19 protein-coding genes are annotated in these 18,347 nt (G+C 45.9%); 6 read left to right on the top strand and 13 right to left on the bottom strand.

The window, feature by feature from the left end:
* Positions 1-49 precede the first annotated feature (49 nt).
* The 8 genes from P3339_RS07280 to P3339_RS07245 all read right to left on the bottom strand — a co-directional run bounded on the left by P3339_RS07280 (position 50) and on the right by P3339_RS07245 (position 7,344).
* Positions 50-859 (bottom strand): hypothetical protein, encoded by an 810-nt coding sequence (locus tag P3339_RS07280; RefSeq protein WP_020413477.1) that lies wholly within the window; start codon positions 857-859, stop codon positions 50-52.
* A 529-nt stretch (positions 860-1,388) separates the two neighbouring features.
* Positions 1,389-2,111, bottom strand: a complete 723-nt coding sequence (ung, locus tag P3339_RS07275; RefSeq protein ID WP_282952873.1) for a uracil-DNA glycosylase — start codon at positions 2,109-2,111, stop codon at positions 1,389-1,391.
* A 2-nt stretch (positions 2,112-2,113) separates the two neighbouring features.
* Entirely contained in the window at positions 2,114-2,704 is a 591-nt protein-coding gene (locus P3339_RS07270) for a uracil-DNA glycosylase family protein (RefSeq protein WP_040628784.1), read from the bottom strand.
* Between the two features lie 344 nt (positions 2,705-3,048).
* Positions 3,049-3,987 (bottom strand): esterase-like activity of phytase family protein, encoded by a 939-nt coding sequence (locus P3339_RS07265; protein WP_282952872.1) that lies wholly within the window; start codon positions 3,985-3,987, stop codon positions 3,049-3,051.
* Between the two features lie 55 nt (positions 3,988-4,042).
* A complete protein-coding gene (locus P3339_RS07260; RefSeq protein WP_282952871.1) occupies positions 4,043-4,981 on the bottom strand; it encodes a hypothetical protein in 939 nt (312 codons plus the stop codon).
* 382 nt (positions 4,982-5,363) lie between these two features.
* Positions 5,364-6,293: an esterase-like activity of phytase family protein gene (locus P3339_RS07255; protein WP_282952870.1), complete on the bottom strand. Its 930-nt coding sequence runs from the start codon at positions 6,291-6,293 to the stop codon at positions 5,364-5,366.
* 17 nt (positions 6,294-6,310) lie between these two features.
* Positions 6,311-6,793 carry a YajQ family cyclic di-GMP-binding protein gene (locus P3339_RS07250; RefSeq protein ID WP_020413483.1) on the bottom strand — a complete coding sequence of 161 codons (483 nt, stop codon included), beginning with the start codon at positions 6,791-6,793 and terminating at the stop codon, positions 6,311-6,313.
* A 14-nt stretch (positions 6,794-6,807) separates the two neighbouring features.
* Complete coding sequence (locus tag P3339_RS07245; RefSeq protein ID WP_282952869.1) at positions 6,808-7,344, bottom strand: YaeQ family protein; 537 nt, start codon at positions 7,342-7,344, stop codon at positions 6,808-6,810.
* Between the two features lie 86 nt (positions 7,345-7,430).
* Between P3339_RS07245 and P3339_RS07240 the strand changes: the two genes are divergently transcribed.
* From P3339_RS07240 to P3339_RS07215, 6 genes are all read left to right on the top strand, one after another.
* The gene (locus P3339_RS07240; protein WP_282952868.1) at positions 7,431-8,045 is read left to right on the top strand and encodes a LemA family protein; all 615 of its coding nucleotides are present in this window, start codon (positions 7,431-7,433) and stop codon (positions 8,043-8,045) included.
* 15 nt (positions 8,046-8,060) lie between these two features.
* The gene (locus tag P3339_RS07235) at positions 8,061-8,810 is read left to right on the top strand and encodes a TPM domain-containing protein (RefSeq protein ID WP_282952867.1); all 750 of its coding nucleotides are present in this window, start codon (positions 8,061-8,063) and stop codon (positions 8,808-8,810) included.
* Entirely contained in the window at positions 8,810-9,097 is a 288-nt protein-coding gene (locus P3339_RS07230; protein WP_282952866.1) for a hypothetical protein, read from the top strand. Before P3339_RS07235 ends, P3339_RS07230 begins: the two co-directional genes overlap by 1 nt.
* Positions 9,073-9,420 (top strand): TPM domain-containing protein, encoded by a 348-nt coding sequence (locus P3339_RS07225; RefSeq protein WP_282952865.1) that lies wholly within the window; start codon positions 9,073-9,075, stop codon positions 9,418-9,420. The genes P3339_RS07230 and P3339_RS07225 overlap by 25 nt, the downstream gene beginning before the upstream one ends.
* A 290-nt stretch (positions 9,421-9,710) precedes the next feature.
* Entirely contained in the window at positions 9,711-10,160 is a 450-nt protein-coding gene (locus P3339_RS07220) for a hypothetical protein (RefSeq protein ID WP_282952864.1), read from the top strand.
* A gap of 269 nt (positions 10,161-10,429) precedes the next feature.
* Positions 10,430-11,431 carry a hypothetical protein gene (locus P3339_RS07215; protein ID WP_282952863.1) on the top strand — a complete coding sequence of 334 codons (1,002 nt, stop codon included), beginning with the start codon at positions 10,430-10,432 and terminating at the stop codon, positions 11,429-11,431.
* A 166-nt stretch (positions 11,432-11,597) separates the two neighbouring features.
* On the opposite strand, the gene P3339_RS07210 is transcribed toward P3339_RS07215, so the two are convergent.
* The 5 genes from P3339_RS07210 to lysS all read right to left on the bottom strand — a co-directional run bounded on the left by P3339_RS07210 (position 11,598) and on the right by lysS (position 18,326).
* Entirely contained in the window at positions 11,598-11,738 is a 141-nt protein-coding gene (locus tag P3339_RS07210; protein ID WP_020413489.1) for a class IIb bacteriocin, lactobin A/cerein 7B family, read from the bottom strand.
* A 41-nt stretch (positions 11,739-11,779) separates the two neighbouring features.
* Positions 11,780-13,924, bottom strand: a complete 2,145-nt coding sequence (locus tag P3339_RS07205; protein WP_282952862.1) for a peptidase domain-containing ABC transporter — start codon at positions 13,922-13,924, stop codon at positions 11,780-11,782.
* The gene (locus P3339_RS07200; RefSeq protein WP_282952861.1) at positions 13,924-15,171 is read right to left on the bottom strand and encodes an HlyD family secretion protein; all 1,248 of its coding nucleotides are present in this window, start codon (positions 15,169-15,171) and stop codon (positions 13,924-13,926) included. The genes P3339_RS07205 and P3339_RS07200 overlap by 1 nt, the downstream gene beginning before the upstream one ends.
* Before the next feature lie 498 nt (positions 15,172-15,669).
* Positions 15,670-16,608 carry a hypothetical protein gene (locus P3339_RS07195; RefSeq protein WP_282952860.1) on the bottom strand — a complete coding sequence of 313 codons (939 nt, stop codon included), beginning with the start codon at positions 16,606-16,608 and terminating at the stop codon, positions 15,670-15,672.
* Positions 16,609-16,841: 233 nt separating this feature from the next.
* A complete protein-coding gene (lysS, locus tag P3339_RS07190; protein ID WP_282952859.1) occupies positions 16,842-18,326 on the bottom strand; it encodes a lysine--tRNA ligase in 1,485 nt (494 codons plus the stop codon).
* Between the last annotated feature and the right edge of the window lie 21 nt (positions 18,327-18,347).

Raw genomic sequence — 18,347 nt, 5'->3', positions numbered from 1 at the left:
AGCAGGTTCTATTTATTTTTTTAATAAAAACATATCCACAACAGCAAATCTAATTAGGGTTTGATGAAATCGCACTCTCTATCTTCCTTACCTTTTCTACAGATGGAAAGCCCGTTACCATCCCCCTTACAGTGGACTTTGTAATAGCAAAAAGTGACTTATTTATCTTTAACTTATTTGCAAGCTCAGGTAGATGGGTACCCTTACCACACAATGCCTGGATCGCAGAGTAAGTTCCATGAGACCATATCCCAAAAACTAAACACACACAGCTATCCCGCTGGTAGGGGTTCTCCGTTATGAAAATAAAACCATAATCCTCAGTGATAGAACCATCTAAAGTGTTTGACATATATACCCGCCCATCAGTCTCATCATTCGCAAAGCGTCCCAAAAAATCCACTTTAAATTTTGAGTCAATCTTCCTGGTCAGCAACAAATCACGGCTTACAACATTGATAGCTGGACCACCTATACATATAAATGTTTTTTGATCATGGACAAAATTATGTGAATCGTGAAAAACCACCTTCCTTTTAGGATATACTTTCTTAATCCTATCTTTCAAAAGCTGTATTGCGAGAGATTCGTCATAAGGCATAAATAATACATTATCCGGGATAAGACTTTGCGTCTTCGTAATATCTGAATATAGAGTTTTTTGCTTGATTAACGGAAGAACAACATGGATATCAGCCTTAGAGTCGCCCAAAAATCTATCCCAAAGGGCCCGGTAAGACTTCGCATCAAACTTCTTTTTACAAAACGCTGCCGTACCAATAAACAATGTGGTAAAGGCCGCCTCAACAAATGGAGCAGACAACCAATCTAGAACAGTATCCAAGAACAGATATTCCACTGCACCCACCACTCAAAGTAATTTGGCCACAAGAATTTATGATATTAAGACTAAAAATCCAGTATAAAGCCAAGAACACTTTTTTCTTCTCAATGGATAAGAATGCTATAGACAAATACCCCCTACCAAACAGTCACCACGATCAATCAGACGGCAATCCAACCCCAAAAAGGCGCAAACAGAATTGACACATATTATTGAACAATACAGACAAAAAATATCAATCTAATTAAATGCGCGACGGCCCCCAAAACACTAAACAATATAAATTCAGCAAGAATTCATAAACCACTCTCTCCACATAGCTTTAAGGCTTAACTGCTAAGACGCAAAAATAATCTTTATAGGATAAAGAGCGGTAAATAAACCTTAAATTGAGAGTTTAAGCACCAAAAGAAAGGAGCAGCCCTTATATTCAAGCGACCACCCCAAAGTGCTTATTTTATGAAAAATTAAGGCTAACCAACTATAAACCAATAACCCTAAACAAGATCCCCAACTAACATAATCAATATAAATTAGCAGACACTTAAATCTCTACAGCAACCCTCTGCAACCGATTAGCCTCTGGCAATGCCCATTCAATCGGCTTTTCACCACGCTGTTGCAACCAATGATTGACTTGAGAAAAAGGTCGGGTGCCAAAGAAGCCGCGATGAGCCGATAGGGGAGATGGATGTGGAGCGCGCAACACCAAATGCTTGTTGCGATCAATAAAGCCTCCCTTCTTCTGCGCGTAACTACCCCACAGCACAAATACCAAACCTTCTCGCTGTTCCGCCAATTTATGAATGGCGGCATCAGTAAACTGCTCCCAACCACGGCCCTGGTGAGCACCGGCCTTACTATCTTCTACGGTAAGGGTAGCGTTGAGCAGCAGTACACCCTGCTCCGCCCAGGGCTGGAGGCAACCGTGATGGGCAGGAGCAATACCCAGATCCGAATGCAACTCTTTATAGATATTCTGTAGAGAGGGCGGGATACGGACACCCGGCATTACAGAAAAACACAAGCCATGAGCCTGGCCAGGTCCGTGATAGGGATCCTGACCAAGAATCACTACTTTCACCTGATTAAAGGGGGTGGAGTTAAAAGCATTGAAAATCTGCCCACCAGGAGGGTAAATCCGCTTACCGGCCTCTTTCTCTCCCCTCAGGAACTGACGTAAATGGGCCATATAAGGCTGCTTGAACTCCTCACTCAACACACTGTACCAGGAAGGATGAATTTTGATATTGTCCGGAACCGGCATTATTAAACCTTGAATATTTTCTTAACTTGTCTTCGCAGCTCCGGCACCACTTCTTCCTCAAACCAAGGTCTGCGACGCAACCATAAGGTATTGCGTGGACTGGGGTGCGGTAAAGGGAAATAGCGGGCCGGCAAGGCATCGCGATAATGGCGCACATTCTCAGTAATACTGCCATACCAATGCGGCAGGTAGTGGCGCTGGGCGTATTGTCCCACCAATAGAGTAAGTTGCAAGTTTGGCAGCTGCTCCAGCAGGCGCTGATGCCAGGTAGTGGCGCATTCAGGGCGCGGAGGTAAATCTCCTCCCTTGCCACGACCAGGGTAGCAAAAACCCATAGGAATGATGGCAATCTCGGATTCGTCGTAGAACACCTGCCTATCTATCGATAACCAATCTCGAAGGCGGTCGCCGGATGGGTCATTCCAAGGGATGCTGGAAGCATGGACTTTGGTACCCGGCGCCTGGCCAACTATCAGCAAACGTGCCGACTCTGCTGCACGCAGAACAGGATTGGGCCCCAGTGGCAGATGCTCCTCACACAAGCGACAAGCTCGTATTTCTTCCAGCAATGTGGATAATTTCTTCTTTGCCACTAATTCTCAACCCTCAGGAAAACCAGACACAACATCAGTCCCAAACGAACTCTGGAAGCTCTAGTCCAACTGATATTAAGGCTGTTAAACATCACAAATATACTTTAGTTTTAGACAGCGACCTTATGACTATCGTCGCTGGAATAGATCTCCAAGCAACTCACCAAGCATGGCAAATCAGCCATAACCTCGCTTGCTGGGTAAGTAGGGATCTCTGGAAAAGAGGGTAAGGATTACACTCTAAGATATTCAAGGCCTTACCACATAAATCTTGACTGGTTAAACCTTCAGGGTATCTACAAAAAACCAACCACAAGTAGCAGATACACTCCCCAAATCTGGCTTTACTGGACACCCTCAGGAAAGGCCAAATGTAACAAGAGCGCGCGGCGATCCTGAGGATTTGCACTGCGGCTGATGTTATCGTTATCAAACACTATAAATATACCTTCTTTCCCTACAGCCAATCCATCTCCCTTGCCTCCAGTGCGATGTCCCTCATATTGTAACTCAGAAGATTTTTCAATTTCTCGGTAGTCCAAGCACCATTCAGCTTTGAGGCTTGGTAGAACTCTTCGGCATACGGCATAAGCATTTCGCTCCAGAGTAAATAACCCGCCATCATAATAATCAAGCGCTCCCAGATCTTCAGGCTCTCCACGAAAGTTCAATCCGGCAACCGATGGTGGAGTAAAAAGCTGAACATCGCCATTGGGGCTAAGCTTTACCAAACCGCGAGGCTCACTCTCCATAGCTACCCAAAAGTCATCACCAATTTTCACTAAGCCCTCGCTAGCAAGGTTGAAGCCCTGCATGTAACCTCGAGCTCTGGCCTCGGTGGTCCACATAGCATCCAACCAGTGAGCGTTCCCCTGCCGGTCCACTTCAAGAATACGATTGTAACGCTCACTTACTATATAGATATATTTATCGGAGCATGTAATTCCCTCAAAATCCAGTGCGCCCACTGGCCTGGATAGGTCCAAGATAAAATGCCAAAAATTTCTAGGCTTATCTTTTTGGGGAACAATTAGCCCTGAAAGCTGCAAATAAGAAGCTAATTTTGCGTGTCTGCCTTCTCGTTTTAGGGTGAAAATTTCCTTTGAATTTTTATCAGAAATTGTGAGCAGCTCCCCATAACAAAAACTCAGACCAGATATACCTTCTCCCACACTACCATCCAACCAATAGTGGTTTATCTTTTTTGCGGGAATAACTTCAGCTCCTACTCCCGTAACTGAGAGTAATACGCCGGCAATTACATAAAGAAAGCTCTTAATCATAACGGGCCCAAATTACCGCTTAGCTTTATAGCCAATTCATATGTCTCCATTCAATCTAATCAACAACTTCCGGGAAACCCAGCTGTAAAAAGAGGGCGCGTCGGTCTTGTGGATCAGTACTACGACTAATATTATCATTATCGAACACGATAAAAATGCCCTCTTCTCCGATAGCTAGACCATCTCCCTTACCCCCCGTGCGAGAAGCCTCATACTTAAGCTCAGAGGATTCCTCTATTTCTCGATAGTCCAAACACCATTCTGCTTTTAGGCTTGGCAGAGCCCTTCGACACACCGCATAAGCATTTGGCTCAAGAGTAAACAAAGCTCCATCGTAGTAATCTAAACCGGCCAAATTTTCAGACTCCCCACGGAAATCCAAATCTTTTACTGGTGGCGGTGTAAATATCTGGACACTCCCATCAGGACCAAGCTTTACCAAACCACGAGGATCACGCTCCATAGCCACCCAAAAATAATCCTTTACCTTTGCCAACCCAACACCAGAAAGGTTGTACCCTTGCATATAACCCTGAGCTTTTGCCATTGAGGACCACATATTTTCCAGCCAGTGCCCCTTGCCCCGCATATTTACCTCAGCAATACGATTGTAACGTTCGCTCAGTAAATAAATGGATTTATTAGTGCAACTAATTGCCTCAAAGTCCATCGCGGAAACCGGACGGGTAAGCTCAAGAAAAAAATGCCAAAAATTTTTTGGTTTATCTTTCTTTGGAACTTTCAACCCTGAAATCTCTAAGAAAGTTTCCAATTTTGCACTTCCATCCTCAATCTTAATTCGATAAATTTCTTTTGAGTATTTATCTGAAACTGTAACCAAGCTATCACCACAGAAACTCAAGCCAGAAAGGCTCAATCCAGCACTACCATCAACCCAGTAGTGCGTAATTTTTTTTGCGGGAATAATTTCAGTTGCCTGCCCTGTCAGTGAGAGTAATATCCCAACAGCACCAGATAAAAAACAATTTTTCACGGTAAATTCCATTTACTATGGAAACAATAAAGCTTTAGAACTACATCATTATCGATAAAGTTTTTAACGCTAAGCTGTCCTCTCATTAATCAAAAAATACTCCTACAGTAGAATCAGGATCTAAGCGTTACCAGGAAACTTGCGACATACTCACATCGGCTTCTAAGATACGATATGCAAAGTCGGCTGTTGCTCATCATAGTAGCCCCAACACTTATCAGCAATTTGTCGATAATTTGCTCTTTTGTAGAAGGCCATTGTTTGGAGATTGCCAACCTCGGGATTAAAAAATCAGATATAACGCAAATTATGCGCCATATTGGCTAGGCAGCTCCTAATAACCTCAGAGATGAACTGAACTCATTCCATATAAATTGAATAACTATTGATTATCTCTGGGGAAAGCTAAGTGAAGTAGTAGTGCACGTTTATCATCGGGAGCCAGAGCGCGGCCTACATTATTGTTATCAAGCACTACAAAAATACCTTGCTGATTGACAGCCAATCCCTCCCCCTTGCCATAGCGAGTCTCTTCGTAGACACGTTCTGGGGACACTTCAAGGGCATGGTAATCCAGGCACCATTCCGCCTTCAGGCTTGGCAGAGCCCTGCGACATACCGCATGCGCATTACGTTCCAGGGTAAACAAAGCCCCGTCGTAATAATCCAAGCCAGTCAGGTCTTCCGAGCGCCCTCTAAAGTCGAGGCCAGCTACCGATGGTAAAGAAAACACACTGGCACCACCGCTCGAGTTCAACTTCAGCAAGCCCCGCGGTTCGCGCTCCATAGCTACCCAGAAGACGTCACCGGCCTTTACCAGCCCCTCACTGGAAGCATTGGCTTTTTGCAAGTAGCCTTGAGATTTCGCGGCGGGTGACCATAGGTACTCTTGCCAGCTTGCTTTTCCCTGGTCGCTCACCACAGCAATACGGTTATAGTGCTCACTGACAAGATAAATGGTGCTTCCATCACAGCTAACTCCTTCGAAGTCCAGCTCATCAGCTGGGCGAAAGAGTTCCTTAAATGCCTCCCAGAAACTCACAGGCTCATCATGCTCAGGCACACCTAAGCCATCTAGTTGAAGATGGGATACCAGATCGGCATCCCCGTCGCGCAACTTTAGTGTATAAATTTCTCCAGAATTTTTATCGGAAACTGCAAGTAGCCTGCCGGCACAAAAACTTAAGCCGGAAATATCCAGGCCCGCGCTATTATTCACCCAATAGCTGGCCTTTAACTTGGCAGAGCTAACTTCTGCCACTACCACCAGTGGTGAAAGCAACATAAATATAAAACTGAAGAAAAAACGCATAAAAACTACAAACCCAGTTAATCGCGGAAGTTATTGAACTGTAGCGGTTGTTCCAACTCCTTACTACGCAGCAAGGCAATTACCTGCTGCAGATCATCGCGCTTCTTACCAGTAACTCGTACTTGCTCACCCTGAATAGCCGCCTGCACCTTAAGCTTTTCATCTTTGATCAGTTTAACGATTTTTTTTGACAGATCTTTGTCAAGCCCGTTCTTTAAGGTCACACCTACTTTAACCTGCTTCCCAGACTGTTCTTTTTCTCCTACATCCATCGCCAAGGGGTCAATATCACATTTGATCAACGCACCACGTAACATATCCACCATCTGGTCAACCTGCATATCCACCTCAGCACGAACCACCAGAGAGAATTCACTCATCTCCACTTCAGCATCCACGCCTTTAAAATCAAAACGGTTGGTGACTGTGCGATTCACCTGATCCACCGCGTTTGTCAGCTGATGCTTATCCACTTCAGATACAATATCAAATGAAGGCATTAATTTTTCTGCTCCTATTTCCAGATTTCCGGAGTAATCTCCGCGTTGTTAGTACCATCGGCTAGCCATATATGACCATCCTGAATGGAAATGCTGAACTCCATATTTCGCTCGGCCATCGCCGTCAGCTGTTCAGTAGCGTCTGCAACCAAATGATAAACCCTGAGGTTATCAAAACGTGCAAGCTGGCTCTCCAGCTTTTGCCACCACACTGGCGCAGTACGCCGCCCGTAACTGTAAACTAAAACTTGCTCAGCCCGATTGCTGGCTTTACGCACACGCTCCTCAGTAGGAAGACCTACTTCCACCCATAGATCTATCTCACCATTGAGGCTTTTCTGCCACAGGTCCGCCTCCTCATCTGAAGAGAGACCTCTAGTGAACTCAAGGGAATCCGCAGCGTTGTGGGCAAATGCCAGCAAGCGCACCATCATACGCTCATCGGTTTCCGATGGGTGACGGGCCAAAATTAACTGATGCTCCGCATAATAATCCCGATCCATATCGGCGATTTGTACTTTGGCCTTAAAAATTGTTGCTTTTAGTGCCATTTCGGCTCCATCTCTGTGCCGCCCCCAGCACAGAGACTAAGGCGGACTATTCTTGGTTGGTTTACAGGAGAATAAGGATACCCCGCATGAGCTCTGCCGCTGGCAACAGTCTACCCTCTTGGCACTGCATCCTACTCTGCCTGCTGGTGGCCTTGCTCAGTGGCTGCGGCATCAACAACATCCCTACCTATGACGAGCAGGTAAAAGCCGCCTGGGCCCAAGTAGAGAACCAATACCAGCGCCGGGCAGACTTGGTACCCAATTTGGTAAAAACAGTACAAGCCTATGCGGGCCATGAGCGTGAGACACTGCAAGCGGTTACCGAGGCTCGCGCCAAGGTAAATTCTATGCAGCTAGATGGCAACCTACTCAATGATCCAGCCAAGCTGCAACAATTCGAAGCTGCCCAATCCCAACTCTCCAGCGCCCTGGCCCGCCTAATGCTCGTGGTAGAACGCTACCCCGACCTTAAGGCCAACCAGAACTTCCTCAGTCTTCAATCCCAGCTGGAAGGAACTGAAAACAGAATCAGCGTGGCGCGGCGGGATTATATCCAGGCTGTGCAGCGCTACAACCGGGAAATCCGCACTTTTCCCGGTAAGATTTGGCACGTAATTCTTTACCGCAATATGCCTCTGCGTGAGACTTACCAAGCTACCACTGAGGGGGCGGAGAAGGCTCCAGAGGTGAATTTCCAATAGGCAGGTGTCAAATTTATGATTCGCCCCGCACTGCTTGCCTTAGCCCTAATCACCTCATGGATGACTATGTCGCTGTGGGCAGATGTACAGTTTCCCATACTGACGGGGCGCGTAATAGACAAGGAAGAGCTTTTATCATCAGAAGAACGATACCGACTGACTGAGCAGATCCAGCAATACGAATCTGAAAGCAGCAATCAACTCGTAGTCGCAATTTTGCCAGATCTACAAGGGCTCACTATAGAGGAGTACGCCAACCAGCTGGCACGAGAATGGAAGCTGGGTCATAAGGATAAAAACAATGGCATTTTGTTTTTAATCGCACCTAACAAGCGCAAGGTTCGCATTGAAGTCGGCTACGGTCTGGAGAGCGCACTGACAGACGCATTGGCTGCCAATATTATCCATACCAAAGTACTGCCGAAATTTCGCCGTGGAGCTTTTTCGGAAGGTATAGAAACTGGCGTGCAGTCTATCATCGCAGCCACAAAAAATGAGTATGTAGCCGAACCCATAGAAAATAAAAAAGACCGACGCATCGCCTTTTTGGCAGGAATATTCCTGATTTTAGTAATGCTGCACCTGTTTGGCACTTCAATGCTCAGTTCACCCGTACACAGGCGTAGCTATAAGCGAGGCCGCTTCGGCGGCTACTATGGAACGGGTGGTTTTGGAGGCGGTTACTCCAGCGGTGGCAGACCGGGGGGCGGGTTTAGCGGAGGTGGTGGCGGCTTTGGCGGAGGAGGCGCGTCGGGAGGATGGTAATGCTCAGCAACAGTTATCAACGCCAAGTAGCCGAAGCGATCAAAGAGGTGGAAACCCATACTGATGCCGAAGTAATGGCTGTTGTAGCAAAAGAAGCGGACAACTACTTATACATTTCCACGTTGTGGGCTGCATTTCTCGCACTTTTACTTTCCCCGCTGTTCCAATACCTGCCTTGGTGGATTAGCTTCCAACAGGCTTTTATACTGCAATGGATACTATTTATTGCCCTAGCAATTTTTTCCGCTGGCGCCCCATCACAATGCGACTGGTCCCCAAAAAGATAAAATTTTGGCGAGCATCCAACCTCGCCCGTCGCCAGTTTCTCGAACAGGAATTACACAGTACCAAAGGTCGGCTTGGACTTTTGATTTTTGTATGCGAGGCAGAGCACTATGTAGAGATTTTGGCAGACCGCGGCCTCGCCCAGCATATTACCAATGACAATTGGCAGGTGATTATTGAAAGCTTTATACAGGAGATCAAACGGGGCAAGGCTGGGGAAGCCTTACTTTCATGTATAGCGCAATGTGGCGAGTTATTGAGAGAGGCCGCACCTAGAAGTGCAGTAAAAGACGAGCTGCCCAATCATTTAGTGCTAATTAACTAACCTGAACATCATATCTGCCAACATATTCATCGACAGCTTCGGCGTATAACTGGGGAAGGAAGTATCCGTCAAAAAAACAGTGTGAATCAACTCGATAAGTAAAATTACGAATACATGCACTGATTAAGGACAAGTCAGAGGAATGTTCAATCTATACTGATAGGATCGGCACTCGAAAATTTAATTACTACGTCTATGTCAAGACTAACGGAGCCTTGAACAACAAATAAGGCCTCTCAACTAGCCAGTTCTAATTAATATGAAGCCAACCCACTAGTTTCTTACTAAAAATGATTCAAATCAAAACAATAGAAGCAGGACTTATCAAAAAAATAGGAACTCTAGTCAGTATTTTTTTGATCATTTTGACACCATCTATCACCTATGCCAACTTCATAGGTTACGCCGGTGCCGAGACTGCTCCAAATATCGCTGAAATTGAAGTTACTGGAGATAAACTGCAAATCAGATTTGAAATATCAGCGGAAGATGCCGAAAAGTTCTGGCCTGAAATCCTTCCCACAGAAAGTATCTATGAACTGGCTATAGCCGTCAAAAAGCACAAAAAATTTGCTGTTAAAATTTTTACCGAAAAAAGGGAAATCAAACCGACAAATTCCGAAATTCGCATCGCCGAAAGAAAACCAAGAAACTCCCCTTCGCTGGCAAGCTTGATCCACGCACTGGTCTTAGAGCGCCCAAGCTCCCAGATGATGAAATTATTTTACTGGCAAATATAGAATATCCTATCAAGGGGGTAAGTCATCTGGATATCCAACCCCCGCTAGGAAATGATGGAGAGGCAACAGTTACTATCGGATTTACCAGTCAACACGGTAAAACTCCAGTCAGTAATTTCCAATACTTATCTCGGACAGAATCTCTCAATATTGACTGGAAAGATCCCTGGAATACCAAATTTTCCAACCACAGCCTCAACCGCCAAAACCGCTATCCATTGCAATCTTTCCTCTATGTAGAGCCACGCCAAATTCGACACGAAATACTATTGCGCCCCAAAGATTTACTACGGTGGACTGATCAAAATTTCAATGCCTGGCAACCATTAACCACCAAAAAACGTGAACTTCTTCGCCGCACAACCTTGAAATACCTACGGGGCAAAAATCCAACTACTATCGACCGTGAGATATCCGAACCAATCAGCACTGAAATAATATTCCTCAAAGCCAATGAGGCAGGCTATACGAAAATAACTGAAGATGAATCAATAGAAATCGGCTCCCTACTTATCGGCTACAGGGAAAGATTCAAAATTAAAGAGCTGCCTCAGAGTGTCAGTATCGACTGGACTATTTTTACCGATGCTATAAACTCGGTACCAACACTGATTCAAGACCCTGCAGGCCCCTTTCCCACCCATGTTGCGCCTGATTTTCCAGATATACAATGGCGCAACTACTTATACGACTACCGTGCTCCCAATAGCGGTCCAGTACTCATTGAGAACCCCAGCGCCGTAATCCCAATGGCAGTGCTCTTCGGGTTTTGCATTTTTATTTTCTTCATCCTGACTCTTCGCACTAGAAGAGTAGAGGCGAAAAACAAGCACCCTATTCTATTTTACAGTATTGTACTTATTTGTGCAGGAGCTATTTACTATACCCTCCCAGGAGAGCTACGCATCCCCCTGCCTGGGACGGTCAACAAAAAAGAACTTGAACAAATGGTAGAAACACTTCTTAAGAGGCTGGCCGCTGCATATGAAGAACCCCAAACTGAAGCATTAAACACCCGCTTATCTAATCTTATTAGCGACGAAAATTTCAAAAACACCACTACCAATCTTTCACATATTTTTCAACCAGTGACTTCTAGCGGAAATTCGGGTTCGTTGCGCTCAATCAATAATCTTGAAGTAGAATATGCTAAACATATAGTTATCAATGGGAATAAGGCGTTCAGAATCACCAGCAAGTGGCAAGCAACTGCAGAGGGTTACAATTGGGGGCAGATAGAAAAAAACGCGGGAAATAAGGGCAAATATTGAAATTATTCAGTCAGACAAGCACTGGAAGGTTTTCGCATTTACCTCTCTTTCTATACGTTAACTAAAACAGTCACTTTTTATTGAGCACAACACTTGCCACCTAAGCCAGCTAAAGATCTACGCCCATATGGGCGCAGATTTAACTATACAGTTACCTATTCCTGTTTCAGCCTGATTCAGAGGTATAGGAAGCTGTTTCAGCATCGCCATCCCCATTGTCATTTATTATTTTATCAATAATCTTAATAATAGTTTTTATAAGGCCACCATTAACTTCCTGCATTTCATTGACCGTGAGCTCTTTCATAAGTAAAGTCCTATATTTAAATTAAGGGTATTTCCGTTTATCTAAGCAACTCCAGAAAATGCACTGGATAATACAATCCGCCTCCCTGCAGACCTGACCGTCTCCGGCCTATGAGCAACCAGTACTCTGGTTATGGCAAGTCCTTTGATATGGTCATTAACCAAAGATTCTGTAGCCATATCCAAGTGACTAGTTGCTTCATCCATGAACAAAATGCGTGGTACACGATAGAGCGCGCGTGCCAGCACAATTCTCTGCTTTTGCCCACCACTAAGGCTGGTACCCATATCACCAACCAAGGTATTGTATTGCATAGGCATATACATTATCTCATCGTGAATACATGCCTTTTTCGCACTACGAACTACTTCCTGCATATCTATCTTGGGTTCAAAGCAGGCGATATTGTCACTAATGCTACCTGCAAGCAGTTGATCATCCTGCAAAACTCCAGCTATCTGACTTCGATAGTGAGGTATTTGCTTTAAAGGCTGACCATCGATCAGGATCTCCCCCGCTGTCGGCTGCAGCAAACCCATCATGCACTTTAAAAGAGTACTTTTACCGCACCCGCTTGGGCCTACAATGGCAACAGTTTCACCGGGTTCTATTGTAAAGCTCAAATTTTGAAAGGCTGGTGTTTCCGCTTCACCATATTGAAAAGTAAGATTACGCACCTCAATTTTACCTTGCAGAGGTCCACTCCGATCAATTTCCACTCTACGATTACATACTTCCCCCGTTGACTCAGTCTTAGTAAAGACAATGTCAGACAATCGATCCAAATGTAAACCAAGCATTTTCAACTCTATCCACTTTGCGATTAATGCATCCATGGATTGTACAAAGCGGTTCTTGTAGCTCATATAGGCATAAAGCATACCAATAGTGAAAATATTACCCATCACAGCTATTGCAGCAAAATAAATCACCAAAAGATTTTCTATACCAAACAACAAACGGTTCGCTGTTTTATAACCAATATTCCAGCGGGTGATGCGAATATCCTTATTAATGGCATCGACCAAATAGTTTTGCCACTGACTTTGACGATCATTTTCACGCTGAAATAATTTAATTGTCTGTATGGCTCGCACCGACTCCATAAAGTGTGAGTCATGCTTTGCCTGCACAACAATTTCCTCTTCAGTAAGGAGATGCAACGGGCGATACAGCAATACTCGTAAGATAATATAAAGCGCAACCGCCAATAGCACAATTAACGTTAGCTTCATATCATAAAATATCATAGCGACGAGTGTAATGAGAGCCATTATTCCGTCCACAACTGCAGCAACCAATCCTGTGGTAAGCAACTCACGTACTTTGTTCAGGGAACCAAAGCGAGAGACTATATCGCCCATATGTCGGGTAAAAAAATAATTCATCGGCAAACGAATCAGGTGGCGAAAAAGATTTGCTGCCATTTGTACATTTAGCCGACTAGAAACATGCAGAATGACCCATTCCCTTAACGCATTCGTACCAACTTGTATCGCCAGTAACAAGCCAAAACCCATAGCTAATACCAATAGCAGGCTTTCATCCCCCCGCAAGATGACATCATCCACCACGGTTTGCATATAGAAAGGGGAAACTACAACAAACAATTGCAGTATCAATGACAGTATCAATATCTGGCCCAAACTACGTTTTAGCCCACTGATAGACGACCAGAAATGACGTAGCTTAAGCTGTTGACGGTCCTCCCCCAGTTGAAATTCATCTGTCGGCAAAAGTTCCAGAGCAACACCAGTAAAGTGTTGGGCAAGCTCCTCAAGGGACAATATCCGCTCCCCCATTGCTGGATCATGAATAACGGCAGTACCGCGCTGTAATGACTTGAGTACCACAAAGTGATTCATATCCCAATGGAGTACACAGGGACACTGCAACTCTTCCAACTCCTCCATTTCAAGTCGCAGTGCACGGCCCGCTAAATGTAAGCGATCAGCGATATCTACCAGGGTCTTGAGGTTGATGCCATGATTGGAAATATGAAATCGGTGGCGCAGACTAACAAGGTCAGTATCATAACCATGAAATCCCGCAATCATCGCCAGACATACCAATCCACACTCCGCAGCCTCCGTCTGCAAAATTACCGGCAATTGGCGATGTACAGAGAAATTCAAATGGGTTTCCGCTCGCCCATTATTTACCGATGACCATGCGCTGGTTTCCATTACAACCGCCCCTTTAAACTATAAATTGGTTCCAGCAACCACTCTAATAAGCTTCTCTCCGACAGATTCACATCGGCAGATAAAGTCATACCTGGCTTGAGTTGAAAGCGTCGCCCGTAGGCATTAACCGAAGGATCAGCCAGCTCTACAATGACCTTAAAAACCGGCTCATCCACAGCTACAGGTACACGATGTAACTCATCAGGCAGAAGAACAGTGTCTGACACTTCCAGTACAGTGCCGGCATAGAGACCAAATTTTTGGTAAGGGAAGGCATCATAGCGAATTTTCACTTGCTGGCCCGGACTGAGAAAGCCCGCTGAGCGTACAGATACCAGCAATTGTGCCGTTAGTATATGCCCCTCCGGCAACAGTGATAAAACTGGAATATGGGTTTGCGTCTGTTGCCCCTCAAACGCCTGCAAATTACTAACCACTCCTGATCGGGATGCTTTAACGATATAAGCTCGCTGACCATGCAATTTAGCTATTTGCTGGGCTAGGTCTGAGAGCCTTGTTCGCAATTGATCACTACTATTAGCGTATTCTTCGGGGAGTAGTAATCGATCTCTTTCAAGCCTCTGAATTTGATTGCGTAAATTAACCCGACTCCGCTCAAGCTCCTGTCGATCAACATATAGCTCCAACTCCTGGGCAATGGTGGCATCCAGTTCTGAAGAGGATACATGACCATCTAGCTTTAGAACACGGTAACGTTCTACCTGCTCAGCCACTAACGCAGAATGTCGGGATTGCAATTCTATCTGTTTTTCAAGTAGTGCCAGATCCTCCCTACTAGCATTAATACGCTCATCTACATCATGGAGTTGTTGACGATAAATCTTATCGCCGCGCTCAAGCTGCTCATTGACTAGCTTTTGTTGACTCTCATATTCAGTCAATAATAAGGCCTCGAGGTTCTTTCCGTCAGCTAATATCCGATCTCCATTTACCACTAGCAGTGGTTGGCCTTTAATCACCCTATCACCTTCGCGCACCAGAACCTGTTTAATAATGCCCGAACGCTCAGCATAAACCCGCACCAATCCAGAGGCTGGCTCCAACCAGCCAGTTACGCTCTCCTTGCGAGCATAACTGCTAATAGCTAACCAGATAAAGACAACTGCTATCCAAATTAGTAGCAGCGCGAGAATAGCGGTATGTGAAAAACGCGGCAGGAGTAAAACCCCACCGTGCAAGCGATCCACTTGCCTTTCTACAACTTGCTGGCGAAACAGTCCTGTCACCACAATTACCTTATTCCAGGTTAATTATTTAACGGTCAGATTTTTATCTTCACACAGCAATGCTGTCAACGAAGTAAAACCAAAAACTTTATAACAACCGTCCCAGTAATGTTTCTGATAAACCGGGGCCCTAATCTATTGATAGGCTTTTTAGCGAGGTTAGATCCGCATATTAACACCAGAATTCAACCTTTAAAAATCTCAAAAATTTAAAGCCATTATCAACCCTGGCTCCATAAGAAAATCGCCTTTAAATTTTTATTTTTTTATTGTTTATCTATCAAGCCAGATATAAATACACCCAAAAAACTCAGGCATCTCATTCGAAGATCTATTCCAGGGGGAACGTTTTATAAAAAGAATATTATTGCCAGGTTCGCGATTAAATCACAAACAGAATAGAAGTGAATATACTTCACCAACAAGCATCATAGGAGTACCAGGAAAACGGAGTCTCCAGTCAGTATTTATATATTATCCAAACCTAATAATCAGGGATCACCAACGCCATGTAGCGGCTATATAGGGCCCATGCTGGTCAATATCATAGGCAAATTTTCCATCTGGAAGTCTACTGGAATAGTCGATACTGTAATACTGGTAACCCAAACGTAAGGATGTTGCTTCCCAAGCACGCCAGTCAAGTCCGACCAGTAGATTCCATTGCAATTCGTCACCGCTGGCACCAAAACCTCCGATTTCAGTGCGCGCCCCCAGAGTAAGACAATCATTCAGCCTGAGCCCCACTCTGGTGCCTATAGCTGGTTCCCACCAGCTCTTGCGGCCTCCCAGCCGGTTTCGCACTTCAGGCATCGGGGCAATATCAATTCCTACCCTGGCTTTCACCTCCTGCCGGAGACGGTTCCAGCGTACACCCGCACCGACATCCCAAAAATAACGGTGCTCACCAGTGGCAAAACTCCCATCTAATAAACGAAATGCACCAAATGCAGCAACCCACCCCTGATGTACATCCACATTTACATCAATATTGATGTCTATATCTAACTGTGGATTTCTGGGAGGGCGTATACTAGCCCCCTCTTTTAAATTCAGGTGTACATAATAAAGATCGGTAACTACGCCAAAGCGTCCCTTCCAGGCCTCAAGCCGGGCAGAAAAAGCCACATTTAGAAGTTCCAGGGTTCTCTTCAGGTTGAGATCAACATCCACTGTGGTTCCAGCCACTGTAGACTCACCCTTGGTACGCAAGGGCAGGAATAAGTATGGCGTGACGGCAAAGCGCCAGCCGTTTTGAGTCGAGACTCTAGGAAGGGAAGGCGTATACGGTACAGGAAGGTTTTGGAACTCAATTGGTACCGAGCTAGCATTTAGTTCCTGTGATAGAGGGTATTGTAACTTCGACTGAGCCAGGGCAGTACAGCAGATAAACAAACTCCCCAGCCCACAAATACATTGCGCCGCCTTAGTTGCCAACACTTTCTCCTTCTTTTATTGCTCACTTTCTACAGCTCTGCAATTTCGTCGATGGATTTATTTAGAGTAGATCGCGGCCGTAACATCAGTTACACAGATGCGACAAACGGGAAAAGGCCAATGAAATTCCTGTACAGGAATGCCCGACTTTAGAAGAGGATATCCGGAGAGGGCCGTCGCGCCGAAATATTGACGCGACGGCAGAGCACACTGCTAGTAGCGCGGTGAGCCGTTTAATCGTTCGTTTCAGGACGCATATGCGGGAACAGCAGTACGTCGCGAATCGATGGAGAGTTGGTAAACAGCATTACCAGACGGTCGATACCGATGCCCTCACCAGCGGTGGGCGGCAGACCGTATTCCAGCGCGCGGATATAATCGGCGTCGTAATGCATGGCTTCGTCGTCACCGGCATCTTTCTCCGCAACCTGGGCCTTGAAGCGTTCGGCTTGATCTTCCGCGTCATTCAACTCGGAGAAACCGTTGGCAATCTCGCGGCCGCCAACGAAGAATTCAAAGCGGTCGGTGACAAACGGGTTGTCATCATTACGGCGAGCCAACGGAGACACTTCGGTTGGATACTCAGTGATAAAGGTCGGCTGGTCGAGACGGTGCTCTACAGTTTTCTCGAAGATCTCGATCTGTACCTTACCCAGGCCCCAGCTGTCTTTCAGTGGGATTTGCAGCTTCTCGGCAACGGCGCGGGCGGATTCAATATTGTCGATATCGGCCGCAGTCAGTTCCGGGTTGTAGTGCAGGATGGAATCGAACACAGACAAACGCGCGAACGGCTTGGAGAAGTCGTAGCTGCTGTCCTGGTATTCCACAGTGGTGGAGCCCAGAACATCTTCACAGATACCGCGCAGCATCTTCTCAGTGAGATCCATCAGGTCGTTGTAGTCCGCATACGCCTGGTAGAACTCAAGCATGGTGAATTCGGGGTTGTGGCGCGTGGACAGGCCCTCGTTACGGAAGTTGCGGTTGATCTCGTAAACCCGCTCAAAACCACCCACGACCAGACGCTTCAGATACAGTTCCGGGGCAATACGCAGGTACATATCGATATCCAGCGCATTGTGGTGAGTAACGAACGGGCGCGCACTGGCACCGCCGGGAATAACTTGCAGCATAGGCGTTTCCACTTCCATAAACTGCTGGGCGTTGAGGAAATCGCGGATGTACTCGATCACTTTGGAGCGCACGCGGAACACTTCGCGGGCTTCCGGCGTGGCGATCAGGTCCACATAGCGCTGGCGATAACGCATTTCCTGATCGGCGATGCCGTGGAATTTTTCCGGCAGCGGGCGCAGTGCTTTGGTCAGCAGGCTGTACTCTTCACAGTTGACGTAGAGATCGCCCTTGCCGGATTTGTGCAGTGTGCCTTTTACGCCGACGATATCGCCGATATCCCAGGCACCGAAGCGCTCTTTAATATCTTTCTGTGCCGCTTTATCGGCGTAGAGCTGGATGCGGTCAGACACATCCTGGATCACCATAAAGGGTCCGCGTTTAGCCAGGATTCGCCCCGCTACGCACGCCCGTTTACCCAGTTCTTCCAGCTCCTCTTTCTGTTTATCGCCGAACTCAGCTTGCAGGTCGGCAGCGAGGTTCTCGCGGCGAAAACTATTGGGGAAAGCATTGCCCTTCTCGCGCAGAGCGGAAAGCTTGGTGCGGCGCTCGGCGATCAGTTTGTTTTCGTCTTGCTGGATATCAGTCATGGTGATCTATCAGTTTTGTGA

The organism is Microbulbifer sp. MLAF003 (assembly GCF_030012965.1).
In the GTDB taxonomy this organism is placed as follows: domain Bacteria; phylum Pseudomonadota; class Gammaproteobacteria; order Pseudomonadales; family Cellvibrionaceae; genus Microbulbifer; species Microbulbifer variabilis.
The sequence above is the reverse complement of the archived record's forward strand: the minus strand, read 5'-3'. Positions and strand labels throughout refer to the sequence as shown.